The sequence below is a fragment of the Rhodococcus sp. 14-2483-1-2 genome (assembly GCF_002259405.1).
GTDB lineage: Bacteria > Actinomycetota > Actinomycetes > Mycobacteriales > Mycobacteriaceae > Rhodococcoides.
Genome location: NZ_NPFW01000013.1, coordinates 439,419 through 464,356 on the forward strand (window position 1 = coordinate 439,419; position 24,938 = coordinate 464,356).

A 24,938-nucleotide genomic window follows, 5' to 3' on the forward strand; every position below is an offset into this window, starting at 1 on the left:
GCGGGCGGTTGCGCAGCATTTCAGGGGTGGAGGGTCGGCGTTCGTCACGTCGGCCAACTACAGTGAGAATCAGTCTTACCTTCAAATGCACAAGCGACCTCAGCGTATGGACACTGCGGCGCTAGAAGAACTGGTGGGCGAGCTACCACCCACCAAGAAGTGAGGGAGAGCGATGTTCGAGAGGTTCACCGATCGCGCGAGGCGTGTTGTCGTCCTGGCTCAAGAAGAAGCCCGGATGCTCAACCACAACTACATCGGCACGGAGCACATTCTGCTCGGCCTCATTCACGAGGGCGAAGGCGTCGCGGCCAAGTCTCTCGAGTCGCTGGGCATCTCCCTCGAAGGAGTACGCAGCCAGGTCGAGGAGATCATCGGCCAGGGCCAGCAGGCTCCGTCCGGTCACATCCCGTTCACCCCGCGCGCCAAGAAAGTACTCGAGCTCAGTCTGCGTGAAGCACTGCAGCTCGGCCACAACTACATCGGCACCGAGCACATCTTGCTCGGCCTGATCCGCGAAGGCGAAGGCGTCGCAGCTCAGGTTCTGGTCAAGCTCGGAGCCGACCTCAACCGGGTACGCCAGCAGGTCATCCAGCTGCTGTCCGGTTACCAGGGCAAGGAGCCGTCCGAGAGCGGCAGCGGTCGCGGCGAGGCGGGTACACCGTCCACGTCACTGGTCCTCGATCAGTTCGGTCGCAACCTCACCCAGGCCGCGCTCGAAGGCAAGCTCGACCCGGTCATCGGTCGTGCGAAGGAAATCGAGCGCGTCATGCAGGTGCTCTCGCGTCGTACCAAGAACAACCCTGTTCTCATCGGTGAGCCCGGTGTCGGTAAGACGGCCGTCGTCGAGGGACTGGCTCAGGCCATCGTCAACGGCGAGGTTCCCGAGACGCTCAAGGACAAGCAGCTCTACACCCTCGACCTCGGCTCGCTCGTGGCCGGCAGCCGTTACCGCGGTGACTTCGAGGAGCGCCTGAAGAAGGTGCTCAAGGAGATCAACACCCGCGGCGACATCATCCTGTTCATCGACGAGCTGCACACGCTCGTCGGCGCAGGTGCTGCCGAAGGTGCCATCGACGCAGCGTCGATCCTCAAGCCGAAGTTGGCTCGTGGCGAACTGCAGACCATCGGTGCCACCACCCTCGACGAGTACCGCAAGTACATCGAGAAGGACGCCGCACTCGAGCGTCGTTTCCAGCCCGTCCAGGTCGGCGAGCCGACGGTCGAGCACACCATCGAGATCCTCAAGGGTCTGCGCGATCGCTACGAGGCTCACCACCGCGTTTCGATCACCGACGGTGCACTCGTCGCGGCCGCCACATTGGCCGACCGGTACATCAACGATCGGTTCTTGCCCGACAAGGCAATCGACCTCATCGACGAGGCGGGCGCGCGGATGCGCATCCGCCGGATGACCGCGCCGCCAGACCTGCGCGAGTTCGACGACAAGATCGCCGACGCGCGCCGGGAGAAGGAATCGGCCATCGACGCACAGGACTTCGAGAAGGCTGCGAACCTGCGCGACAAGGAGAAGACCCTCGTCGGTCAGCGCGCCGAGCGCGAGAAGCAGTGGCGCTCCGGTGACCTCGATGTCATCGCCGAGGTCGACGACGAGCAGATCGCCGAGGTCCTCGGAAACTGGACCGGCATCCCCGTCTTCAAGCTCACCGAGGAGGAGACCACTCGTCTGCTCCGCATGGAGGACGAGCTGCACAAGCGAATCATCGGCCAGGTCGAGGCAGTCAAGGCCGTCTCGAAGGCGATCCGTCGTACCCGTGCAGGTCTGAAGGACCCGAAGCGTCCGTCGGGCTCGTTCATCTTCGCCGGCCCGTCCGGTGTCGGTAAGACCGAGCTGTCGAAGGCTCTCGCGAACTTCCTGTTCGGCGAGGACGATGCGCTGATCCAGATCGACATGGGCGAGTTCCACGACCGCTTCACCGCCTCGCGTCTGTTCGGTGCTCCTCCCGGATACGTCGGCTACGAAGAGGGTGGCCAGCTCACCGAGAAGGTCCGCCGCAAGCCGTTCTCCGTCGTGCTGTTCGACGAGATCGAGAAGGCCCACTCGGAGATCTACAACACGCTGCTCCAGGTCCTGGAAGACGGTCGTCTCACCGACGGACAGGGACGCACGGTCGACTTCAAGAACACCGTGCTGATCTTCACCTCGAACCTCGGTACCGCAGACATCTCCAAGGCTGTCGGTCTCGGCTTCTCCTCGGGTGAAGGCACCGGCTCGAACTACGAGCGGATGAAGCTCAAGGTCAACGACGAGCTGAAGAAGCATTTCCGCCCCGAGTTCCTGAACCGTATCGACGACATCGTCGTGTTCCACCAGCTCACGCGAGACGAGATCATCCAGATGGTCGATCTCATGCTCAACCGAGTCGAAGGTGCGCTCAAGAACAAGGACATGGCGATCGAGGTCACCGAGAAGGCCAAGTCGTTGCTGGCCAAGCGCGGATTCGACCCCGTACTGGGTGCGCGGCCACTGCGTCGCACCATCCAGCGCGAGATCGAGGACGCGTTGTCGGAGAAGATCCTCTTCGGCGAGATCGAAGCCGGCCAGATCATCCTGGTCGACGTCGAGAACTGGGACGGCGAAGGCGCTGGCGAGGACGCGAAGTTCACGTTCCGCGGCGAGAAGAAGGCCATCATCGTCCCCGACGAGGTCCCGGTCGACCTGGCCAAGGCCAGCGGAGACAGCGACAGCGAGTAAGTTTCACAGCTCCACCCAACGGGCGATCCTCTTCGGAGGGTCGCCCGTTGTCGTATGTCCGCCCGCCCCTCCCGTTCGCGTCAATGGACCCTTGCACCGCCCAGACGTATGCAAGGGTCCATTCACGCAGGTAGCCGTCGGGCGTGAATGGACCCTTGCAACGGTCAGACGTGTGTAGTGGTCCATTGACGCAGGGCCCGAGCACCGAGGGCAACGGCGATGAGGGCAAGTTCAGCGAGCAGAATCCAGAACAGCAGCGCGATGTCAGGAGCCCAGCGGGCCAGGGTCGAGATCGGCGCACCGGCGAGTGCGGGTAGCGAGAAGTACAGCAGTCCGCCCGCGCCGAGGGCAGCCAGGGCGCGCGCGGATGCCCATCGACCCGGGGCAGTTCCGAATCCCCGCAGGGTTCGCGCCGCACAGATCGCCAGCAACACCACAAGTGCGCTCGACGCGATCAGCGCGATCTCGTACATGCCGAGGCCGGTGGTGCGGGGTTCGTCGATGCCGAGTCGGGCGAGCACGAGGGAGCGGGCTGCGGAGGCGAGCTTGTCGGCCTCGAGTTCGCCGTATTTGTTGGTCGCGAAGACCACGGCCAGGTGTCGTTCCGGAACGAGTGCAACGTGAGTGAAGTAGCCCGGGACCGCCCCGGAATGCCAGCGCATCTCGGTACCGTCGGGCAGCGTTTCGACGTACCAGCCGTAGCCGTAGGCCGCGGCCGAACCCGTCGGCACCGTATCGGGACTGTTCGACGCCGGAGCGGTCAGTTGCCTGGATGCATAGCGCGAGAGTTCTTCGACGGAGCCGCTCAGGTAGCCGTAACCCATTCCTGCGGAGTCGATTCCGGTATCGATGCTGCGGGGAAAGGTGAAGAACGGCACGTGGCCGGGCGCGACGTTGCCTGCGGTGTGCACTCCGGTCTCGCGGGCCACGACGTCGGCGAAGGGCTCGGCGGTGACCTTCTCGACGATCGCCTGCAGCAGTAGATAATTCAGGCTGGAGTAGCGGAAGGTGCCGCGGTCGGTGACGGCGACGTCCAGGGTGGGGACGACGTCGAGCGCTGGCGCCGTACGCCCCCATACGTCCAATTCGGTGACGTCGTGGGGGAGACCGCTGGTGTGGTGGATCAGGTTCTCGATCGTGACATCGTCGGGAACGATCGAATCACTCTCCGGCAGAATCGAATTGACGGTCTGATTCAGGGCGAGGGCTCGATGTTCGACGAGTGAGTACACCGCCGCCGCCGTCACCGATTTCGATACCGAACCCCACACGAACGGAGTTCCCTCGTCGATCGGCGCACCGCCTCCGTCCAGGCCGTACTCGACGTTCTCCAACACCTCGTGCTCGGACACGACACGGAACGCGACCCCCGGCAGTCCCAGTCCTTCGGCGACAACTTCGATGTCCGACGCCATGCCGGGGTCCGGTGAGGTGGGGGAACCTGCGGTCAGCACTGCTACGACGGTGAGCAGAGCGTGGGCGATGCGCATGGATGGAGTGAACCAACCTCATCGGGGGCGACGCCTCGGTGAACACCCTGATTTCACACCTGAGATCAGCTGCTGCCTATCGGGTCGTTCCTGCAGGCTCCACTCCTGCCTATCGGGTCGTTCCTGCAGGCTCCACTCCTGCGTCAACCAGCCCCGCGATCCAGGGCAGGACATCTTGATATGCCGCCAGAGCCCCGGGTAGGTGGTTCGCGCCCTCGACCGGGATGGCCGGGAGGTCGTATTCGCGGTAGGTGATGTCTGCGCCCAGGTCTTGCCAGCGCTCGAGCAGGGTGCGGCTCTGCTCGATGGGTACGGTGTCGTCCTCGACTGCGTGCGACAGGTACACCGGCATGGCGGGGGCGATGCGCCCCACGGTGTTCGTCTCGGTGATGCCGGACAGAATCGGGTTGCTCAATTGCTCGGTGAGTGGTCGGCCGTCGCGGGTCAGTTCGGCCGTTCGCACTGTCGCGGTGGCCGCGGAGTCGGTGGTGCACCAGTTCTGAGCGGCGTCGAGCGCGGCGACGCCGTCGGAGTCGAAGAGGTCGCGGATACTCGCTGCTCGTTCCGGGTAGGCGTTGATCATCCCGTCGACGGCGAAGAGCACGGCGCTGCCGAGACCGGTGTTGTCGAGTGTGTCGATGTTGAGCGTCGGATCTGCCGGTGGCGCACCGACATACGCTCCTCGAATGTTCAGCTCCGGGGCGTAGGTTGCGGCGAGTTCGGCGGCGGATGCGGACGCGAACCCGCCTTCGGAGTAGCCGAACAGCACCACCGGCGTGGTGGGTTGGACGTCTGCGGTTCTGGCGGCGTCGAGCAGGGCTCGGCCCGAGGCGATCCGGTTCAGGTACGTGTGCCCGCCGGGGGTGCCCAGTCCCTGGTAATCGGTTGCGACGACGCGATACCCGGCCAGCAGCAGCGGCAGGATGGCCGGGGACGAGCCGACCGTGCCGAGAACGGCCGATCCGGCGCATCGGTCCGCCATGCCGGAAGTGCCGGGCGCGTAGGCGATCACCGGCCGGGGGCCTGGTCCGGTCCACGGAGCCGTGGGGGTCATGGTGTAGCCGGATACGACCATGGGTCGATCGTGCGTGTCGGTGGACCGGTAGAGAATCCGTTCGATGTCGAATCCGAGTCCGAACCCCTTGGGCGAGTTGACGGGCAGACTTCGGACCACCTCGCCGAGCGGCGCAGTGCCGAGCGTCGCCACCGGCTCGTCGTAGAAGTCCGTCAGGGGACCGGCCCCGGCGATCGGCGTCGAACATCCCACGATCGACAGGATCGCGATTGCCGCGATCGTTGCTGCGCGCGCGACGCTTCTCGTTTGTTGCACCCTTCGTGTCGACATCGTCGCACTCGGTAGCCCGCTCACGCTGCTGACGTTAGCCTGAGAATTGGGCCTGCACAGGGTCGACTACGAAAGGATTCGGTTCGATGCCAACTCGTACTTCACGCACAGCTTGGAATGGAACTCTGGAACAAGGTTCCGGCCAGGTAGAGCTGTCCAGTTCAGGCGCAGCGACTTTCGATGTGTCGTTTCCCAAGCGCGCCGCCGAGAAAGCCGACGGCACCACCAGTCCCGAGGAATTGATCGCCGCGGCTCATTCGAGTTGTTACGCGATGCAGCTGTCGGCGTTGATCGCCGAGGCAGGCGGTACCCCGCAGAGCCTCGAAGTCACCGCCGATGTTTCGCTCGGTCCCGATGAGCCCGGCTTCAAGCTCACCGGCATCAAACTCACCGTGCGAGGCGAGGTCGAGGGCCTCGACGCAGACGGCTTCGCGAAAGCTGCTCAGGCAGCAAAAGAGACATGTCCCGTCAGCAAGGCACTCACCGGAGTCGACATCACGTTGGACGCGGCCCTCGAAGGTTGAACGGACAAATCGCCCGATGTGAGACTGGCGAACAATCGCCAGGTTTGAAATAGTTCGTTACTTGACCCATCTGCAGGGTGATTCGGTAACGAATCGAGGTCAAACGTCGGGTTCGATCGGCTGATGCGTACGTTCGGGGTATGCACCGACCGGCCTAGGAAGGATCAGCCCCACTATGTTGTGGACGCGCTTCCTGGGCCTCGGTGCACTCGCTGTCGCGGCGTACGCGATCGCCCCGCCGGGGATACCCCAAGGTGCGATATACGCAATCGTGCTTCTGGCCACAGTTGCTGCGTTCGGGTATCGCTACTTTCGGGAACCCGGGCCGGACAAGCGGACATGGAAGTACATGGCCGTCGGCGTCGGCTCCTGGGGCATCGGCGACGCGCTGATCGCGACGGTGCAGGCCGGCGGTGGACAAGTGTCGACGTTCTCCTCGTCCGACATCTTCTATCTGCTCGGCTATCTGGTGATCGCCGTGGGTTTCGCCCGAGCCGCGGACGAGAACGGGCTCGTGTTCGGGGTCGAAGAGCTACTCGAATGCCTGGTGGTTGCCGTCGGTTTCGGCCTCGCCACATGGGTGTTCGTGATCTCCGACGATGCGGCGTGGTCGTTCTCGTCGGCCATCGAACTGTGGCCGGCGACGGTCTATCTCACCATCGATGCATTTCTGCTGACGCTCGTCGGCAGTCTGTACCTGCTGACCCGGTCGACCACGGTGCCGTTCCTGGCGGCCGCGGCCGGCGTCGTGTTCCTCGTCTCGGCCGACTTCGCGTCCTATGCCGCGGTCAACGCCTCCGAGCTGTACCGTTCGACTCTCCTGAACACGCTGTGGCTGGCAGCCTATGTGTGTTTCGGAGTGATCGCGCTTCACGTTCCCGAGCAGGCCGTGTCGCGGATCGACCGGTCCAGCCCTTTCAGATTCGGGCGCGCGAGATTCCTCGGACTCACGCTCGCGGTCGCCGTGACACCCCTCGCGATGGCCGTTCAGCTGGCCCGCGGAATACCCGTGCAACAGTGGGGTTGGGTGATCGTGGTGTCCTCGGCACTGGTCATCGCCCTCGTCGGATGCCGCATGGCGTGCTTCCTGAACACGCTGCGGCTGCAGACCGCGGTACTAGAGGACGTGGCTCGGACGGACGCTGTCACCGGACTGGCCAGCCGCCGACTGCTCCGAGAGCGGCTGGACACGATGCTCGCCACCCGCGGTGATTCGGACGTCTTCACGCTCGTGGTGGATATCGATCGCTTCGCCCAGATCAACGAGACCTTCGGGTACAGCGTCGGAGACAGTGTGCTGCGCGAGATCGGTCATCGCCTCGTCGCATCGGTGCGATCCGACGACCTCGTCGGTCGGCTCGGTGGGGACCAGTTCGTCGTTGCCATGCGCAGGCGGCCGGCTCGGATCGACGTATCGGACACCGCCGAGCGGCTCCAGTTCGCAGTCAGCAGAACGATGTTCGTGCACGACATCAACGTGGCGCTCGACGCGGCCGTCGGAATCGCGTCGACCGAGGTTCCGACGGCGAGTCAGGTGGACGGTGAGGCGATGCTTCAGCGTGCCCACGTGGCGTTGACGGCCGCGAAGGCCGGCCACACCCGCGTCGGTCGTCACGAACCCGACATGGATCGCGACCGCCACGATCAGATGCGGTTGCTGGGGGAACTCGACACGGCGATTCGTGACCACCAGCTTCGAGTGTTCTTCCAGCCGTGCCTGGACCTGGAATCCGGCAGTGTCGATCGCGTCGAGGCGTTGCTGCGGTGGCAGCATCCGCGTGAAGGTCTGATCGGACCGTCGATGTTCCTGCCCGACGCAGAGCGCACCGGCATGTTGCCCGCCATCACCGCGCTCGTGCTGGACGAGGCGTTGGCGCAGTGCAGTGCGCTGCGTCGCCGCGGCGTGAATCTGTCTGTCTCGGTCAATCTTTCGGTCCGAAATCTGCTCGACGAGACGCTCACCGAACAGGTCGTGGCCGCGCTGGCGAAGTATTCGGTTCCTGCACATGCTCTGGAATTCGAGGTCACCGAGACGACGGCGATGACCGATCCGGTGCGTTCGGTGAACGCGTTGACGTCGCTGCGTGGCCTCGGCGTCACCATCGCGATCGACGACTACGGCACCGGCTACAGCTCGTTGGCCTACCTGCAGACACTGCCGGTGCAGACGCTCAAGATCGACCGCTCGTTCGTGTCGAAGATGAACACCGACGAAACCGATGCGTCGATCGTGCGCTCGACCATCGACCTGGCTCGAAGCCTCGGGGTGCGGGTGATGGCAGAGGGGGTCGAGGACGCGGGCACGTTGGATGCGCTCCGCGAGTTGGGCTGCGACGGTGCCCAGGGTTACTTCCTCGGGAGGCCGATGTCCGCCGAGTTCCTGGTCGACGCTGTGGCGAAACTGGATTCGGAGATGCCGACGAAACTCGAATGGGAGCTCGCCCGCGAACGCATCTGAGCGGACGCGTGCGCTCTCACGACGTGGCAGGCACGTCCAGTACGACCTCGAATTCGAGCAGTGATGCTCCGGACGAGACCGGCTTGGCGGCGCTGGGTCCGGCGTGAGCCTCCCGCGACGGTCCTGCCGACCACGCCTGGAACGACTCCTCGTCCTCCCACTGGGTGACGACGAAGTAGCGCGATTCGCCCTTGACCGGCCGCAGCAGTTGGAATCCGAGGAAGCCCGGGGAGCCGTCGACCGACCCGGCGCGCGCGGCGAAGCGCTTCTCGAGTTCGGGGCCTGCGCCCTCGGGTACGTCGATCGCATTGATCTTCACAATGGCCATGCCCGCGAGATTACTCCGCCGTTATGCTCGGCGGTGATGCTCTACGACGAGGGTGGATCCGGCCGTTCGATTCTGCTGCTGCACGGGCTGATGGGCAGCGCCGCCACCTGGCGGCGGCAGGTTCCGTGGCTGCGAGAATTCGGTCACGTGCACACCTACGATGCGCCGGGGCACCGTCGCCCCCCTCCTGCCGAGCTCACGACCGAGTTCTTCGTGGCCGACCTGCTCGAGCATCTCGACCGGTTGGGTCCCAGTGTGCTGATCGGTCATTCGATGGGCGCACTGCACGGTTGGTGTGCGGCCGCCGAGCGACCCGACCTGGTCACCGCCATGGTGGTCGAGGACATAGCCCCGGACTTCAGGGGCCGCACCGCAGATGACTGGGCCGCGATGATCCGTGCGTGGCCGCAACCCTTTCCCGACGCCGATGCGGTGCGGGGGTTCTTCGGAGATGTTGCGGGACAATACTTTCTGGATTCCTTCGTGCGAAGCGACGACGGCTGGCGGCTGCACGGTGAGGTGGACTTCTTCGAAGCGATCTCGCAGGAGTGGGGCACCCGGCACTTCTGGGACGAGTGGGATGCCGTCGACGCTCCGGTGTTGCTGATCGAGGGTGAACACACGATCACCCCGGCCGGTCAGATGCAGCGGATGCACTCGCGCAAGCCCGGATCGGTGTACGTGCGGGTCGAGAAGGCAGCGCATCTGATTCACGACGAGGCACCCGAGCGGTATCGCACGGCGGTCGAGGAGTTCCTGCGCGCACTAGGATGATCCGAATGCCGCTCGCGAAGCTCAACGGAATCGACCTCAACTACGACGTCACCGGCGACGGTCCGCTCGTGGTGTTGGTGATGGGCACCGGTAGCCCTGGACGAGTCTGGCGAACCCATCAGGTTCCGGTGCTGGTGAAGCAGGGGTACCGGGTCGTCACCTTCGACAATCGAGGTATCGCACCGTCTTCCGAGTGCGCGAGCGGGATGACGCTGGACGACCTGGTTGCCGACACCGCTGCCCTCATCGAACACCTCGGCGGCGGTGCAGCACGCGTCGTCGGCACCTCGATGGGTGCCCGCGTCACCCAGGAATTGGCTTTGGCCAGGCCGGATCTGGTCTCGCATGCAGTGATGATGGCCACCTTCGGCAAGACCACCACCTTTCGTGCGCAGATGTCGAAGGGGGAGAAGGACCTTCACGACTCCGGGATCGAACTACCCGCGTCGTACCGGGCTGCGATGACTGCGATGCAGAACTTCTCGCCGAAGACGCTGGCCGACGATACTGCGATCGGTGACTGGCTGGCGATCCTCGAATACTCCGGCGGCAAGAAGACGGCGGGTATGCGGGCGCAGATCGGACTCGAAATGCGCATCGGGACAGACCGATTGGCTGCGTACCGCGCAATCAGGGCGAAGTCTCTGGTGATCGGATTTGCCGATGACCGCATGATCCCGGTGCAGCAGTGCCGCGACGTCGCCGACGCGATACCGGGTGCGCAGTACGTCGAGATCGCCGACACCGGCCATTTCGGCTACCTCGAACGCCCCGACGCGGTCAACGCCGCACTCGTGGAATTTCTCTCTCGGTAGCGACATTCTGCGCGGCGGCGGGCTACGAGGTGAGTGCGCCGAGGCGCTCCCGTGTCTGCTCGAGTTCGGCTCGTCGTCGCTCGAGGCGGGCCGAGATCGCGTCCACCTCGGCGCGAAGTCGAGGACACATGTCCAGGGTGACGCCGTGGTCGCCCGTTCGTGCGCAGTCGAGGTACCGACCGATGGTGGCCGTCGTGAGCCCCGCGGCGATCATCGACTTGATCTGCAGCACGCGCGGTACGTCCGCCTCGGCGTACACCCGGTAGCCGTTGGCGTCGCGGTGCGGAACGAGTACCCCGTGACTGTCGTAGTGGCGTAGGGCGCGCGCCGACACCCCGGTTCGCGCAGCGAGCTCGCTGATCAACATCGGTTGCCTCCCGGACTTGACCTTCTCGCCGGCGTCAACCCTTATCGTCCGGCACTATGGCACTCACAACCAGCAGACGGGCCGTGATCTTCCACGGCTACCGGGCGACGCCCGATGATCATTGGTTCGGTTGGCTCGCCGAACAATTGGACAGCACTGGAATCTCGACGCACATCCCTCCGCTACCGGATCCTGCGGCGCCGGATCGCGATCGCTGGCAGGCAGAGGTAGCAGCGGTACTCGGAACGCCCGGGCCCGACACGATCGTGGTTGCGCACAGCTTGGGTTGTCTTGCCGTCCTACGGCACCTCGCCACCCTCGTGGAGCCGTGGCGGATGGGGGCGCTCGTACTGGTGTCGGGGTTCGTCGACCCTCTACCTGCGCTACCCGTTCTCGACGGCTTCGTTGCCGACGGCGTGATTCTGTCCGGGATACCGGACCACATCGGGTCGATCTCGATCCTGCGCTCGGACGACGACCCGATCGTTCCCCCCGCACACACCGATCGTCTGGCTCGTCTGCTCGACGCGCCGGTGCAGATCGTCCCCGGCGCGGGCCACTTCCTCGCCGCCGACGGAGTCACCTCCCTGCCTGCCGTCCTGGACGCCGTCACCTGACGTGGCTGCGCTGTCAGCCGTCCGAACCCTCACCTGCGAGTGCGAACAGTCCCGACTCCGTCTGTTCGATCAATCCGTCGGTCAGCAGTGAATCGAGAGCTCGGTCGCGTTGTGTCGGGTCGGTGGGCCAGACGATGTCGAGTTCGGCGCGCTCGACCGGGCCGGTGCTCTCGCGCAGTACCGACATGAGCTTGCCTCGAACCTGACGATCCGTGCCCGCGAACTTCTGGACCTTCTTCGCAGGGCCGGTGTGCGCGGGTCTGCCCGCCTCGATCCAGGCGCACTCCGGGAGCGGGCACAGCAGGCATGCCGGATTCTTGGCCGTACAGATCAGTGCGCCCAGTTCCATCAACGCCGCGGAGTAGCGGGCGGCACGCGGGACGCTCTCCGGGAGCAACTGTTCGACGTCGGCGAGATCCCTTGTCGTGGAGGGATTTCCAGGCTCGGCGTTACCGTGCAACGCACGCGCGACAACGCGTCGAACATTGGTGTCGACCACCGGAACTCGCTGACCGTAAGCGAAACACGCCACCGCGCGCGCGGTGTATGCACCGATACCCGGCAGACCCAACAGAGTCTCGACGTCGGCGGGCACCTCGTCGCCGTACTCGTCGGCGAGAACGCGGGAGCACTCGTGCAACCGCAGTGCTCGACGCGGATAGCCCAACTTGCCCCACGCGCGAAGCACCTCGGCCTGCGAGGACGAGGCCATCGCCGACGGCACCGGCCAGCGCTGCACCCACTGCTCCCAGATGGGCGCGACCCGCACCACCGGCGTCTGCTGCAGCATGATCTCGCTCATCAGGATCTGCCACGCGCTGACGCCGGGCTTCCGCCACGGCAGATCGCGTCCGTCGGTGTCGAACCACCCGACCAGAGCGTCGGCATCGATCGGCAAGTGGTCGCCCTTCTTGTCAGGTCTGTGATCGGTCTCAACAGTAGCCAACCCGACTCGCCGGTAGCTCGATCCACGTGGACCCAACTCGCCGTGCGCCCGCTGCGCGTGCACAATGAAACCCATGCCTGCTTCGAATCCGATCGCTGCCTGGAAGTCCCTCAAGGAAGGCAACCAACGGTTTGTCTCCGGGGAGGTCCTGCACCCGTCGCAGGGCATCGAGGATCGCGCCCGCCTCGAAAGTGCTCAGCACCCCAGCGCCATCCTGTTCGGTTGCGCCGACTCTCGTGTTGCTGCCGAGATCATCTTCGACCAGGGCCTGGGCGACATGTTCGTCGTGCGCACCGCCGGTCACGTGGTCGATTCCGCTGTCCTGGGCTCCATCGAGTACGGCGTCGCCGTGCTCGCGGCCCCGCTGATCGTGGTGCTCGGCCACGATCACTGCGGTGCAGTCAAGGCGACGGTCGACGCACTCGAGAGTGGTGACGTACCCGGTGGCTACATCCGCGACGTCGTCGAACGCGTCACTCCGTCGGTGCTCTCGGCCCGCCGCGACGGCTACCAGGCCGTCGACGAGTTCGAGGCCCGCCACGTCGAGGAAACCGGCAATCTGCTGATGCAGCGTTCGCGGATCGTCGCCGAGAAGGTCGAAGCCGGGGAACTCGCGATCGTCGGCCTCACCTACCAGCTGTCGAAGGGGCATGCGCAGCTGCGTGAGGTCATCGGCGACATCGGCGAAATGCCTGCCTGAGTCGACTCGGATCCCATCTCGGTGAGTTCGCCGGCGCGACACGCCGTGTGGGCTCAGGGATAGCGTGGCTTCGGCCGCATACGGTTGATTCGTGTTGGAACCGACCGGGCCTTTGCCTCCCGAAATCTATTGGCGACGCCGTGCGCTCGCCATCGGTGCGGCCGTTGTCGTCCTCGGATTGATCGTGTGGTTCATCGCCTCGCTCAGTGGCGGTTCCGACGACACCGAGGCCGCTCCCGCAGGTGTCGTTGCGGCTCCGGCAACGTCCTCGTCCCTGCCCTCACCCAGCTCTTCTGCCACCGACGGTGATTCGGGCAGTTCCGGTGGTTCGGGCGGTGGCTCGGGTGGTTCCGGCGGCTCGGGTGGCGGAACGGACTCCGCTGCCGGTGGTGGCGCAGCGGCCACGACCAGCGGTGCGCCGGCTCCCGTGATCTCCAATCAGTGCCCGGATCAATCGCTCGCGATCAAGGTGACGCCGGAGCAGGCCACCTACCGCCTGGGCGAAGAGCCCGTGTTCACCGTGGTCATCACCAACATCGGCTCCACCGAATGCCAGCGTGACGTCGGTGCCGGGTTGCAGCAGGCGCTCGTCTACACCCTCGACAATCAGCGCATCTGGTCCAACATCGACTGCTTCCCCAACGCCGCATCGGATCTGCGTACCTTCAAGCCCGGCGAACAGGCCGGCTTCACCGTCAAGTGGTCCGGCACCAATTCGGTTCCCGGATGCGGCGAAGAGCGCATCCCGGTCGGTGTCGGTGCTTACCAGGCGATCGCCCAGCTCGGTGAACTCAAGAGCGCGCCGGAGCCGTTCAACATCACCGGCTGAGTACGGTCGAATGTCATGACCACTTCGACAGCTCTCGCTCGCTCCGCCTACAAGACGCTCGAACCCTTTCACGTCACCGCGTACTTCAACCCCGAACTGGGTGCGGCATACGAGGACACCGGCCTCGACGGTCACGCCTGGTACGTCGGAGCTCGGGCGGCCCCGATGGGACCGTGCGCGCCGAGTGTCGTCGCCGCTGCGTTCTACAACTTCAATCCGGTACTGATCGAGCGTGCGTGGCCTGCCGCCGTGGCCGTCGGCCTGGAGACGGTGTCCGATCGTCGATGGGCCCTGCTCGACTCCGTTCTCGGAACGGCTCTCGGCTCCTTGGCGGCCGACCCTGCTCTGGCCACGTTGGCGGGCCGGCTAGGCGACATCGGCGATACCGCGTCGTTCGCGGGCCGACCGCTCGCGGCCGCATGGCACTCCGCCGCTCTACCCGAGACGCCGCATCTCGCCCTCTGGCACTCGATCACCGTCCTTCGCGAATGGCGCGGCGACGGACACCTCGCCGCTTTGATCGACGCAGAACTCGACCCGACGGAAGCCGCCGTCTTCCACGAGGCCGACCGCACGACCCCGCAGCCCGGCCGTCGGGCACTCGGCAAGCGCATCACGCAGCTGACCAGGCAGTGGTCCGAGAGCGAATGGGGTTCTGCTGCAGAGCGACTCGCTGCCCGCGGACTGATCACCATCTCTGCCGAGGGTGAGATGTTGACCGATGACGGAGCCGCGCTCGATCAGCACATCGAGGATCGCACCGACATCATGGCCTCGGCCGTGTGGAAGAACGTCGCGGACGCCGAGCAGTTGATCACCAGCGCCCGGCCGTACGTCAAGGCCGTGATCGACGCAGGCTTCCTGCCGGGTACGAAGAAGGCTTCGGCACCGCCGTCCTAGGTGTCAGTCCCGTCGGAGCACGAGAGTCTCGAGGGGGATTCGTTCTCGAGGCTCGTTCTCCTTCTCGGCGGTACCGGCATCGAGGGCATCGAGCGAACCGGCGGCTCCGACGGCGGTGATGGTGCGCGGCACGAGGTGGGCCGAGAGTCCCAGCAATTCAGCGGCCCGTGCGGCGTCGAAGCCGGCCATCTGCCTCGCTACCAGACCGAGGTGGTGCGCTTGGATCACCAAACATGCGACGGCCTGGCCGGTGTCGTAGTCGGCGGTCTTGTAGGGCTTTCCATCCGGAGCGGTGTCGACCCGGACTGCGAGCACGAGCATCGACGCGCGTGGTGCCCAGAGGCGATTGCCGGCACCGAGCACCGACGCCAACAGATCGAAAGTCTCGGTTCCGCGGACGCCGACGACGAAGCGTCGGGGTTGACTGTTCGATCCCGACGGTGCCCACCGGGCCGCCTCGAGCATGGAGGAGACCGATTCTGCGTCGATGACGTGGTCGGGATCGAACGATCGAGGGCTCGACCGATCCGCCAGAATTCGGGCTATGGGTGCCTCTGTCCGGGCGGACTCCTTGTAGGACTTTCCGAGCGTTTTCACCGACGTACCTTTCGCGTTGTCGTCATCGGCGGTGTTCCGCCCTGGTCAGCGTTAGACCGTTGCCAATACTTGCAGTCAGTGCAACACTGCATTGAGTGCAAGTTTAGCCCATTTCGGGTCCGCGAGCGCGCAGAGGAGAAGGCTCATGCCGAAGGTAGCCAGGCTCGGTCACGTCGGCCTGTTCGTGAACGATCCGGAGATCATGCTCGAGTTCTACTCGCGGTTTCTCGGCATGACGGTCATCGACAGAGACGATCGACGTGTCTTTCTCGCCTCGTGTCCCGACGACGATCATCATGACCTGTTGCTCGCCGAAGATCGGGAACGGTGCAACGAACCGCAACGGTTGTCGTTCGTCCTCGACACTCTGTCCGATCTCCGAGAGTTCTATGCGCAGATACTCGAGCGCGGTTACCAGATCGATCGGGTCAGCAACCACGGCAACGCGATCGGATGCTACTTCCGTGATCCCGAGTTCAATCGGGTCGAGGTGTACTGGCACACCGACATCGACTGTCCGCAGCCGTGCAACGACACCATCGACCTGACGCTGTCCGAGGATCGGATACTCGATGTGCTCGACGAGATGGAGGCATCGGCGGGCCTGCTGTTGCCCCGAACGATGGCGTCCTGCTGATCGATCGTTTCGCCGCCGCTGCGGGCCGAAGTTACTGCTCGTCCGTCAGCAACAGGGCGAATTGGTGGATGACGCCTGCCATCGCGTCTCGTCGCGACAGGGTGTCGTTCTGCCCGTCCGACAGCCAGTCGTCGACGCCGAACCGGATTGCACCGCCGACGATCGTCACCAGCAGTCGCGCTTCTTCTCTCGGAGTTACCCCCCGTCCCAAGCGTCGCCGTCCTGGACGTGCTGCGAACTCCTCCTCGACGACGATGATCAGCTCGTTCTCGAAACGGTCGATGGCCGAGCGATGCACGTGGAGAAGCTCGGGGGTGGACTGGATGAGAGCTTTACGCCTGCGCTGGAGTTCGGAAGAACCGTCGAGTGCGGGTGCGCAGGCGTCGAACACGTCTATCGTGCCCTGCAGTACGGTCGGTGCCTCGGCCAGTTGCCGTCGGATCTCGTCGAGATCTCCCAGTGCGATGGTGGGGCCCGAAATCGCCTCGTCGCGCTGAGGGAAGTAGTTGAACATCGTCCGCAAGGACACATTGGCCGCGTCGGCAATCGCCTGTGCCGTCGTGCCCGCATATCCGTGTTCGGTGGCGATGCGGATGGCGGCTTCCTCGATCGCTTCCCGAGTTCGTTCCTTCTTGAGGGAGCGAAGGCCCTGGCTGGGAGCGTCGAGTTGCATGAAATGCAGTGTTGCACTCAATGCAATGAAGGGCAAGGGACGTACCCGCGGAATTTGAAGCCAGTCCTGCCGCCCAGGTCGCGAAAGTCCGTCGAGGTAGTCTCGAGCCCAGTTGTGTGCTCGTTGTCGGCCGGGAGGACACGGTTGAGTAAGTCGAATTCGGTCCGTTCGATCGATGTGGTGTCCGTGGTCGATCAAGTCACCGCGGAGATCAGGCGATCGATCTACTCGGGAGACCTGCACCCGGGCCAGGAGTTCTCGCTGCGTCAGATCGCCGAGCAGCTCGGGGTGAGTCTCATTCCGGTCCGTGAGTCCCTTCGGCGGCTCGAATTCCAGGGACTGATCGTCACCCGTCGGGCCAAGAGCGCCTTCGTCGCGCCGCTCGACCCTCAGGAATTTCGCGACATCTACCGGTTGCGGCTGCGCATCGAGCCGGAGCTCGTCGAGCGCGCGTGCGTGTTGCTGACGCCCGCCGACTTCGAGCGTTTGGATGTCATGCAGCGTGCGCACGCTGCTGCGCGTGACAGCGATGAGCGGTGGGAAGCGCACGTGGCCCTGCACAGCGAGATCATTCGGCCGGCGGCATCGACCTGGGACATGCGTGTTCTCGAAACCCTGTGGCACGCGTCGGAGCGGTACGTTCGGTATGCCTTCGGCCGGCTGGAAGCGGAATCGCGCGAACCGGAACGTCGAGACCACGCGCACGGTGAGCTTCTGGCGGTGTTGCGTACCGGTGATCCCGAGGGTTCGTACTCGGCAATCGAAGCGCATTTGAGGAACACCGAGGAGATCGTCCTCCGCGCCCTCGCGGATGCACCCATGACGGCCGCGCCCCGCATTCACTGATCTCGTTCTGCCGATCGTTCGGTGCGTTTCTTGCCCGGTTTGCTGTTATCAAATGTTCCGAGATCTTATTGCAGTGCGTGCAATTTTGCTGTTACTGTCCTCACAGACCGGGCCAGGTGTTAGCCCGCTCACATCTTGTGATCCGTTCTCAGCGTGATCTCCCCGACCCGATTGGATGACCATGAAGTCGTCGACGACATCGTCCAGGATCCACCGAACGCCCGTCTGGCTGGCCATGACCAGCTGCGTGATCGTGGGTGTTGTGGCTTGCAGTAGCGGCACCTCTGCCGAATCGTCCGGAGGTGAGACCGCTGCGGCGGGCGATGACGCTGCCGTGAGCACTGAGGTCGTGTGGACCGCCGCCCCAGCGGGTTACCTGGAGGCCGGTGGTGTCGAGCTGCCCAGCTCGTACCCGGAGCCGACCGGAAGTCCGGGAGAGAACTGCAAGATCGGTTACATCACGCCGACCAACGCCATTCCCGGCATCCAGAAGGAGATCGACGGGGCTACCGGCGTCGCAACGGAATTCGGCTGCAGCATGGTCGTCAAGGACGGTCAGCTCAGTCCGCAAACCCAGGTCACCGCCGTTCAGTCCCTACTGGCCGAAGGTGTCCGCGCGATCATCGTCAACCCGGTCGATCCGGCCGCGCTCGCCGCACCGATCGAGCAGGCAAACGGGGCGAACGTGCCGGTGATCACCGTCGACGCGCCTCCGGGGCCCGGTGACGAGAACCTCGCAGGTGTCACGAGCACGGTTCTTCAGTCTCGCGACATGGCCGCGTTCGAGATGGCCGCCGCGGTCGCCGATGCCCAACCCGACGGCAAGGTCGGGATGATATATCCGGCATTCCAATCGAAGAACCTTCAGTACCAGGTGGAACGGTTCCAGTACTGGGGCGAGGAACTCGGCCTCGAATTCGTCGCTCAGGAGGAAGTCGCCGCTCATTCTCCGGAGTCGGTCTCGACGGCGACAAGCGCTCTGCTGCAACAGAATCCGCAGATCACAGCGGTCATGGCCTACAACGACTCTGCGGCGTCGGCAGCAGCTGCAGTCGTACGCACATTGGGGCGTACGGACATGGTGGTCACCGGAGTCAACGGCGACTCGGGAACGACAGGCCTTATCGCGGACGGCAGGATTCTGGCTACTTGGGCCTTCGACAACACATCCATGGGCGAGCAGGAAGGTCGAGCGGCAATCAATGCAGCCAACGGGGTCGAGATTCCGGAAAAGGTGCTTTCTCCCGGTGCGGTCATCGACAAGAACAACGTCTCCAGCTACGAGCCCCAAGCCTGACCGGGTTCATGCAAAAACCGTTTCCTCTCGCACGAACGATCACTGACACGAAGGTGAAGTCGCCAGCATGACCTCGACCCCGGAACAAGTAACAAGACCCGAAAAATTGCGAGCAGAAGCTTCCGGCGTATCGCTGGTCGATCGGCCGCCTGCGCTCGTGAGGCTGTGGAAGTCGAGCCGTCATCTACTCCCCGTAGTCTCGCTTCTCGCCTTGATCTTCATCGTTTTCTCGTTCACGAACGAGTACTTTCTGACCGCGGCGAACATGAAGATCCTCATGACGAGCAGTACCGCGCTCTGGGTGATCGCGCTCGGGATGACCTTCGCGATGATCAGCGGCGCTGTCGACCTGTCCATCGGTGCACTGATAGCCCTTCTCGCGATCATGTTCGCAACGCTGATCAACATGGGGTTGCCCAGTGTGCTTGCGTTCGTCGTGACAGTCATCGCAGGTGCACTCATCGGTGGCTTGGTCAACGGAGTCCTCATCGGACGACTACAACTTTCGTTCCTCCTGGTGACCATGGCGACACTGACGGCGTTCACCGGATTCGTCAATATCTGGTCGGACACCAGGTCGATCCCGGTAACCTCGACGGTCACCGACGTCATCGCCTTCGGCGACATCATGGGAATCAATGCGTCGATCTTCATCATGATCGTCACGTTCGCCGTTGCTCTGTTCGTACAGTCGCGCACCTTCTTCGGACGCGACGTGTACGCCGTGGGTGGCAACCCTGTTGCAGCCCGGTTGGCCGGAATCAACGCCACACGCACCACCATCGCGGTCTTCGCGATAGTCGGCATGACAGCCGCGATCGCTGCCGTGGTCGGGATCGGTCGGTCCGCCGCGGCCAGTCCGACGGTGGACAACCTCTTGCCGTTGCAGGCCATCGCCTGCGTTCTGCTCGGGGGTACTGCGATGACCGGCGGATCGGGCGGGGTCGGCGGAACGGTGCTCGGCGTCCTTTTCCTGGCGACGTTGGGGAACGGGCTGAGCCTGTCCGGCATATCGAGCTACTGGCAAGGTGTCGTCACCGGCGTCATCCTGGTGGGAGCCGTTCTTCTCAACAGACTGTCCGGCGGCGCGATGACCCGACGGCCGATACGCCGATATCACGGAAGTCTCGCGAGAGGACCCGCGAAATGACCGAACACAGTTTGCTGTCGCTGAAGAACCTCGCCAAGCGCTTCGGCGGAGTCCACGCCCTGCGTGACGCCAGCATGAGCATTTCGGCCGCAGGAATGGTGCACGGTCTCATCGGGGCGAACGGCTCAGGGAAGTCGACCCTGCTGGGGATACTTTCCGGTCAGACTTCCCCCGACGAGGGCGAGATCTCCATCGACGGCCGTGCCGTCACGCTGTCGTCGCCGACCAAAGCGTTGAGCCTCGGCATCGCCATGGTGTCGCAAGAAACCGCGTACGCACCAGATCTCACCGTGGCCGAGAACGTCCTGATGGGCCGTCGGCTGGAGCGGTCGATGTTCGGAATCGACTGGCGCGCAAGCAACGAGAAGGCAGCCCGAATTCTGAAGGATCTCGAGCTGGAACTCGACATCGACAGGTTGGTTCGGGATCTGCGTCCCGATCAGCGTCAGATGGTCGAAATCGCCAGGGCGATATCGATGAACGCACGCATTCTGGTTCTCGACGAGCCGACGAGCTCTCTGGACGGTCACGAAGCCCAGGCACTGTTCGAAGTCGTTCGGAGCCTGAAAAGTCAAGGGGTATCGGTGGTTCTGGTGTCACACCGACTCGATGAGCTCTTCGACATGTGTGACAGTCTCACGGTACTGCGAGACGGGGTGACCGTCGCAGAAGGGCCACTCGACGACTTCACGCCGGACGCGGTGATCGACGCGATGATCGGTCGACATCGAGCGCAGGCCGTGACTCGCATCGGTGGTACTCCCAGGGCAGACCAGCCGCCGGCCCTGGTGGTCGAGCAGCTGAGTTCGCCGCGCGCCCTGCACGAGGTGTCGTTGTCCGTGCGGCCGGGGGAGATCGTCGGGCTTGCGGGTCAGGTCGGCTCAGGGCGGAGCGAGCTTCTCGAATGCATCTTCGGTACCCGGTTCGTGTCGTCCGGCGATCTCGCAGTCGGCGGTACGCCACACGTGCCGTCGAACTCGGCTGCGGCGATCAGGGCAGGGCTGGCCTTCGTCCCGCCCGACCGCAAGGGCCAAGGATTGGTGTTGTCGGGTTCCATCCGATCGAACCTGATGTCGGTGGCCATGGCCGACCGAGCCCGCCTCGGGATGCCGAGCATCAAGACCGAGGACGGAATCATTGCCGACCTCGTCGAGCGCATGAGCATCCGGATGCACGGAGTCGAGGATCCGGTCAGCACGCTCAGCGGCGGAAATCAGCAGAAGATCGCCATCGGCAAGTGGCTGACTCGGTCGCCTCGCGTGATCATGCTGGACGAACCGACACGAGGCGTCGATGTCGCCGCGAAGGCCGAGGTTCACGGTTTGCTTCGTGACATCGCCGCCGAGGGTGCAGCGCTGTTGGTCAGCTCCAGTGAACTGCCCGAGCTTCTCGGACTGTGTGATCGGATCCTGGTGATGGCTCAGGGCCGGATCGTCGCGTCGGCAGCGACGGCCGACGCACCGGACGAGGCCACGCTGATCCGATACATGACCATGGTTCGAGCGTGAGACCGCGAGCTCCTGGCACGAAGACGGTTCGGCAGGGCGTCTAGTCGTAGGGTCCCGAGATCGAGGCCTCGGCAAGTCTGGAGAGGCCCTCGCGGATGTGGCGAGCCCACAGGCCACCGATACCGTCGACGGACTGCAGGTCGGCTGCGGTGGCCGCGAGCAGCCCCTGCAGGGTGCCGAACGCGCCGACCAGTCGGTGAATCTGGCTGAACTGCAACCTCGGAACTCGGGTGAGTACTCGGTACCCGCGAGGGCTCATCGGGGTGTCGAGGGCCTCGATGGTCGCGGGATAGCCGAACGCGCGGGCCAGCGTCGTCAAGTCCAGTAGATCGACATCGGTCAGCTTGTCCAGTGCGGCGAGCGCCTTCTCGACCCCGGTGGTGCTCGACGGTTCGTTGCCGGCGAGGTAGTCGCGCACGATCAGTTGGCGATCGACGTCGTTGTCGCCCAACAACTCTTCGAGCTGAAGAGCGAGCTGGCGGCCGTCGGTGCCGAGTTCGAGGACGTTCTGCTCGATCTCCACCGACACCCGCCGCACCATCTCGAGCCGCTGCGCGACGGTCAGGGCGTCGCGCAGGGTCACGAAGTCCTCGATCTCGACCACCGAGAGCTGCCTCGTGTTGTCGTCGAGACGGGCCTTGTAGCGCTCGAGGGTCGCGACGGCCTGATTGGCGCGCGAGAGGATGGTGGCCGAGCCCTCGACGACGTGTCTGATGCCGCCGATGTACACGCTGACGATGCTCATCGATTGGCTCACGGAGACAACGGGATAACCGGTCTGCATTGCTGTTCGTTCGGCGGCGCGGTGCCGGGTACCGGACTCGACGGTGGGAATCTTGTGGTCGGGGACCAGCTGGACGTTCGATCGGACGATGCGCTTGCCGTCGGTCGAAAGCACCACTGCGCCATCCATTTTCGACAGTTCGCGAAGCCTGGTGGGCGCGAATTCGACATCGAGCTCGAAACCGCCGTCGCAGATCGCTTCGACTTCCTCGTCGTAGCCGAGGACGATCAACCCGCCGGTGCGGCCGCGCAGAATTCGTTCGAGGCCGTCCCGCAGGGCGGTTCCCGGTGCGAGCCGGGCAATGGTCTCGCGCAACGCTGGGGACGGTGTGGTGCCCTCCATGGCCAACCCCCTCGTGTCGTTCAAGCGCGGCCGAGTGTCTGCTCGTGCGGTGGGTATGTCCCGTGCGGATAAAGAGTACTGCGCTGCCGCATGCGGGCGGCCCGACAAAGAATACTTCCCGGTGTCATACGGGTCGCATACGCGTGTAGGTCAATGCCTCGCCGACGTTGGTGACGGTCTTGACCTTGATGCCGTCCGGAATGGGTCCGGCGTCCTCCGGGACGATGGCGTAGTTGAACCCCAATCGGGCGGCCTCGGCGAGACGGCGACCCAGCCCGGCCACTCGGCGTACTTCGCCGGCCAGACCCACTTCGCCCAGAATGACCATGCCCGGGGGGAGTGGTTGATCGCGGACCGCCGATGCCACCGCCGCAGCGAGCGCGAGATCGGCGGACGGTTCGCTGGTGCGCATCCCGCCGACCGTCGCGGCGTAGACCTCCGCCTTGGACACCTTGACTCCGCAGCGGCGTTCCAGCACGGCCAGGATCATCGCCACGCGGGCGTGATCGAGACCGCTGACCGCGCGCCGGGGCGACGGCATCGCGGTGTCGACGATCAGTGCCTGCAGCTCGGCCAACAGGGGTCGTTTGCCGTCCATCGTGACGGTGACGGCTGTTCCCGGCACGGCGTCGCCCCGATGGTGCAGGAACAACCCGGACGGATCGCTGATGCCGACGATCCCGGTTTCGCGTAGCTCGAAGCAGCCGACCTCGTCGGATGCGCCGAACCGGTTCTTGACGCCGCGGATCATCCGCAGAGTCGAGTGCTTGTCGCCCTCGAAGTTGAGCACCACGTCGACGAGATGCTCGAGCGACCGCGGACCGGCCACCGCGCCTTCCTTGGTGACGTGCCCGACGAGCAGTACCGCAACCCCGGTGGTCTTGGCCAGCGTGGTCAACGCGCTCGTGATGGCGCGAACCTGGGTGACGCCGCCGATGACGCCGTCGACGTCCGCGGCGAGCATCGTCTGCACGGAATCGACGATCAGCAGGCTCGGCTTGACCTGCTCCACGTGGCCGAAGACGGTGGCGAGGTCTGACTCCGCGGCGAGGAAGACACGCTCGTGTACCGCGCCGGTGCGATCGGCGCGCAACCGCACCTGACCCGCCGATTCCTCACCCGTGACGTAGAGCGCACGGCGATCGGGTGCCGAGCGGGCCCACCGATGCACCACCTCGAGCAGCAGCGTCGACTTGCCGACTCCGGGCTCGCCGGCCAGGAGCACGACCGAACCGGGGACGAGGCCACCACCGAGAACGCGATCGAACTCGTCGATCCCGGTGGTGTTGGCCTGCGAAGTGGCACTGCTGATGGTCGTCAGAGCTGCGGCCGGCGTGGTGGGAATCATGGCCCCGCCGCCCGAACGCAGAGCCGATGCGCCTGCGCGGGTCGCAAGGGGAGCGGCAGTGGCCTGGACCTCGTCCATCGAGCCCCAGTCACCGCATTCGGGACAGCGACCGACCCATTTCGAGACCGAGTGACGGCACGCGGAGCAGCGGTAGCTCGACTTCAGTTTGACCACGCCGGCAGCCTAACGATGGGCACCGACAGGATCGGGGCGGCGGTTATTCGCCTTCGCTGTGCTCGGTCACCGCGGACGGGTCGCGCTCGAGCTCGATACCGGCATCGACCGGAACGTTGACGACGACCTCGCCCGCGTTCGCGAACTCGAAGGTGACCGGCAGCGTCAGGCCCGGTCGAACGTTCTCGGAGATGTCGGCCATCTCGACCTTGATCAGCTGGATCGGCAGCAGCGGATCGTCGAGCTGAACGTCCGCGGGCGAACCTGCGCCGAGCGCGGTCAGCGGAGCGATCTCGTTGCTGCCCGCTTCCGCTTCGTCGACGATGGTGACCCGAGCCTCGGGGGAGGAGATGCCGGTCAGCTCGTCGGCCACGCTCGTGTTGGAGTTGATGGCCGTGAAGCCCAGCTCGACGGTGCCGCCGGAGGTGATGCTGTATTCCTCGGAAGTGGGGTACACCACGTGCACGTTGCGCAGCTGGATGTCCCCGACGTCGGCGGAGTTGCCGTTGACGGCAGCGACCTGAGTGGCCGTCTGGGAGATCTGACCTGCGCCGCACGCGGTGAGGGCGAACGCGCCACCGGCGAGAAGAGCGAGGGCGGCGGCCGTCCTGCGATGGCGGCCAAGCGGTGTCGCAGCGTCGATTGCAGTCACTTCGGTCGTCCTCCATGTGGTGCCGGGCCGGCTCGGTCCATCTCGTCCACTAGGCAGAGTAGTAGTTCTCGTCCACCGGCCGCTCGTGGGGTCTGCCGGCGGCCCGATGACGCCAGGTGAGGGT

The 24,938-nt window shown here is 64.8% G+C and carries 24 protein-coding genes; 14 read left to right on the forward strand and 10 right to left on the reverse strand.

Annotated elements, in window-relative coordinates:
• The first annotated feature begins 172 nt into the window (after nt 1-172).
• Nucleotides 173-2,713 carry an ATP-dependent Clp protease ATP-binding subunit gene (locus CH295_RS13185; RefSeq protein ID WP_057476701.1) on the forward strand — a complete coding sequence of 847 codons (2,541 nt, stop codon included), beginning with the start codon at nt 173-175 and terminating at the stop codon, nt 2,711-2,713.
• Between the two features lie 164 nt (nt 2,714-2,877).
• Here CH295_RS13185 and CH295_RS13190 read toward each other — a convergent pair whose 3' ends face one another.
• Both CH295_RS13190 and CH295_RS13195 read right to left on the reverse strand, forming a co-directional pair.
• On the reverse strand, nt 2,878-4,203 hold the full coding sequence (locus CH295_RS13190) for a serine hydrolase domain-containing protein (protein WP_094740952.1): 1,326 nt from the start codon (nt 4,201-4,203) through the stop codon (nt 2,878-2,880).
• A gap of 109 nt (nt 4,204-4,312) precedes the next feature.
• The gene (locus CH295_RS13195) at nt 4,313-5,533 is read right to left on the reverse strand and encodes a lipase family protein (protein ID WP_252342026.1); all 1,221 of its coding nucleotides are present in this window, start codon (nt 5,531-5,533) and stop codon (nt 4,313-4,315) included.
• A gap of 101 nt (nt 5,534-5,634) precedes the next feature.
• On the opposite strand from CH295_RS13195, the gene CH295_RS13200 reads away from it, so the two are divergent.
• Both CH295_RS13200 and CH295_RS13205 read left to right on the forward strand, forming a co-directional pair.
• Nucleotides 5,635-6,072 (forward strand): OsmC family protein, encoded by a 438-nt coding sequence (locus CH295_RS13200; RefSeq protein WP_037195028.1) that lies wholly within the window; start codon nt 5,635-5,637, stop codon nt 6,070-6,072.
• A gap of 175 nt (nt 6,073-6,247) precedes the next feature.
• Complete coding sequence (locus CH295_RS13205; RefSeq protein ID WP_094740954.1) at nt 6,248-8,530, forward strand: putative bifunctional diguanylate cyclase/phosphodiesterase; 2,283 nt, start codon at nt 6,248-6,250, stop codon at nt 8,528-8,530.
• Nucleotides 8,531-8,546: 16 nt separating this feature from the next.
• Here the strand turns inward: CH295_RS13205 and CH295_RS13210 are convergent, their stop codons facing one another.
• The gene (locus CH295_RS13210; protein WP_037195030.1) at nt 8,547-8,858 is read right to left on the reverse strand and encodes an antibiotic biosynthesis monooxygenase family protein; all 312 of its coding nucleotides are present in this window, start codon (nt 8,856-8,858) and stop codon (nt 8,547-8,549) included.
• Nucleotides 8,859-8,894: 36 nt separating this feature from the next.
• Between CH295_RS13210 and CH295_RS13215 the strand changes: the two genes are divergently transcribed.
• The gene (locus CH295_RS13215; protein ID WP_094741013.1) at nt 8,895-9,632 is read left to right on the forward strand and encodes an alpha/beta fold hydrolase; all 738 of its coding nucleotides are present in this window, start codon (nt 8,895-8,897) and stop codon (nt 9,630-9,632) included.
• Nucleotides 9,633-9,637: 5 nt separating this feature from the next.
• Entirely contained in the window at nt 9,638-10,447 is an 810-nt protein-coding gene (locus tag CH295_RS13220; protein WP_094632738.1) for an alpha/beta fold hydrolase, read from the forward strand.
• 22 nt (nt 10,448-10,469) lie between these two features.
• Here the strand turns inward: CH295_RS13220 and CH295_RS13225 are convergent, their stop codons facing one another.
• On the reverse strand, nt 10,470-10,814 hold the full coding sequence (locus tag CH295_RS13225) for a MerR family transcriptional regulator (protein ID WP_094740955.1): 345 nt from the start codon (nt 10,812-10,814) through the stop codon (nt 10,470-10,472).
• A gap of 56 nt (nt 10,815-10,870) precedes the next feature.
• On the opposite strand from CH295_RS13225, the gene CH295_RS13230 reads away from it, so the two are divergent.
• The gene (locus tag CH295_RS13230) at nt 10,871-11,431 is read left to right on the forward strand and encodes an RBBP9/YdeN family alpha/beta hydrolase (RefSeq protein ID WP_094740956.1); all 561 of its coding nucleotides are present in this window, start codon (nt 10,871-10,873) and stop codon (nt 11,429-11,431) included.
• 13 nt (nt 11,432-11,444) lie between these two features.
• Here CH295_RS13230 and CH295_RS13235 read toward each other — a convergent pair whose 3' ends face one another.
• Complete coding sequence (locus CH295_RS13235) at nt 11,445-12,329, reverse strand: HhH-GPD family protein (protein ID WP_094741014.1); 885 nt, start codon at nt 12,327-12,329, stop codon at nt 11,445-11,447.
• 121 nt (nt 12,330-12,450) lie between these two features.
• On the opposite strand from CH295_RS13235, the gene CH295_RS13240 reads away from it, so the two are divergent.
• From CH295_RS13240 to CH295_RS13250, 3 genes are all read left to right on the forward strand, one after another.
• Nucleotides 12,451-13,077: a carbonic anhydrase gene (locus CH295_RS13240; RefSeq protein WP_037195038.1), complete on the forward strand. Its 627-nt coding sequence runs from the start codon at nt 12,451-12,453 to the stop codon at nt 13,075-13,077.
• Nucleotides 13,078-13,168: 91 nt separating this feature from the next.
• Entirely contained in the window at nt 13,169-13,906 is a 738-nt protein-coding gene (locus tag CH295_RS13245) for a hypothetical protein (RefSeq protein ID WP_094632518.1), read from the forward strand.
• A 15-nt stretch (nt 13,907-13,921) separates the two neighbouring features.
• Nucleotides 13,922-14,806: an SCO6745 family protein gene (locus tag CH295_RS13250; protein ID WP_094740957.1), complete on the forward strand. Its 885-nt coding sequence runs from the start codon at nt 13,922-13,924 to the stop codon at nt 14,804-14,806.
• A 3-nt stretch (nt 14,807-14,809) separates the two neighbouring features.
• Here CH295_RS13250 and CH295_RS13255 read toward each other — a convergent pair whose 3' ends face one another.
• Complete coding sequence (locus tag CH295_RS13255; RefSeq protein WP_094740958.1) at nt 14,810-15,403, reverse strand: nitroreductase family protein; 594 nt, start codon at nt 15,401-15,403, stop codon at nt 14,810-14,812.
• Between the two features lie 145 nt (nt 15,404-15,548).
• Here CH295_RS13255 and CH295_RS13260 point away from each other — a divergent pair, with 145 nt between their 5' ends.
• Nucleotides 15,549-16,040 (forward strand): VOC family protein, encoded by a 492-nt coding sequence (locus CH295_RS13260; protein ID WP_094740959.1) that lies wholly within the window; start codon nt 15,549-15,551, stop codon nt 16,038-16,040.
• A gap of 31 nt (nt 16,041-16,071) precedes the next feature.
• Here CH295_RS13260 and CH295_RS13265 read toward each other — a convergent pair whose 3' ends face one another.
• Complete coding sequence (locus CH295_RS13265; RefSeq protein ID WP_052048048.1) at nt 16,072-16,713, reverse strand: TetR/AcrR family transcriptional regulator; 642 nt, start codon at nt 16,711-16,713, stop codon at nt 16,072-16,074.
• A 144-nt stretch (nt 16,714-16,857) separates the two neighbouring features.
• Between CH295_RS13265 and CH295_RS13270 the strand changes: the two genes are divergently transcribed.
• The 4 genes from CH295_RS13270 (at nt 16,858) to CH295_RS13285 (ending at nt 21,514) form a co-directional block, all read left to right on the forward strand.
• Nucleotides 16,858-17,559, forward strand: coding sequence for a GntR family transcriptional regulator (locus tag CH295_RS13270; protein ID WP_252342027.1), 702 nt, complete (start codon nt 16,858-16,860; stop codon nt 17,557-17,559).
• Nucleotides 17,560-17,893: 334 nt separating this feature from the next.
• Entirely contained in the window at nt 17,894-18,856 is a 963-nt protein-coding gene (locus CH295_RS13275) for a sugar ABC transporter substrate-binding protein (protein WP_170945883.1), read from the forward strand.
• Nucleotides 18,857-19,013: 157 nt separating this feature from the next.
• Nucleotides 19,014-20,006: an ABC transporter permease gene (locus CH295_RS13280; protein ID WP_052048049.1), complete on the forward strand. Its 993-nt coding sequence runs from the start codon at nt 19,014-19,016 to the stop codon at nt 20,004-20,006.
• Nucleotides 20,003-21,514, forward strand: coding sequence for a sugar ABC transporter ATP-binding protein (locus tag CH295_RS13285; RefSeq protein WP_094740962.1), 1,512 nt, complete (start codon nt 20,003-20,005; stop codon nt 21,512-21,514). Before CH295_RS13280 ends, CH295_RS13285 begins: the two co-directional genes overlap by 4 nt.
• A gap of 40 nt (nt 21,515-21,554) precedes the next feature.
• Here CH295_RS13285 and disA read toward each other — a convergent pair whose 3' ends face one another.
• The 3 genes from disA to CH295_RS13300 form a co-directional block, all read right to left on the reverse strand.
• Nucleotides 21,555-22,640, reverse strand: coding sequence for a DNA integrity scanning diadenylate cyclase DisA (gene disA, locus CH295_RS13290; RefSeq protein WP_037195049.1), 1,086 nt, complete (start codon nt 22,638-22,640; stop codon nt 21,555-21,557).
• Between the two features lie 124 nt (nt 22,641-22,764).
• Nucleotides 22,765-24,162 carry a DNA repair protein RadA gene (radA, locus tag CH295_RS13295; RefSeq protein ID WP_037195051.1) on the reverse strand — a complete coding sequence of 466 codons (1,398 nt, stop codon included), beginning with the start codon at nt 24,160-24,162 and terminating at the stop codon, nt 22,765-22,767.
• Between the two features lie 43 nt (nt 24,163-24,205).
• Nucleotides 24,206-24,814: a copper chaperone PCu(A)C domain-containing protein gene (locus CH295_RS13300; protein WP_037195054.1), complete on the reverse strand. Its 609-nt coding sequence runs from the start codon at nt 24,812-24,814 to the stop codon at nt 24,206-24,208.
• Between the last annotated feature and the right edge of the window lie 124 nt (nt 24,815-24,938).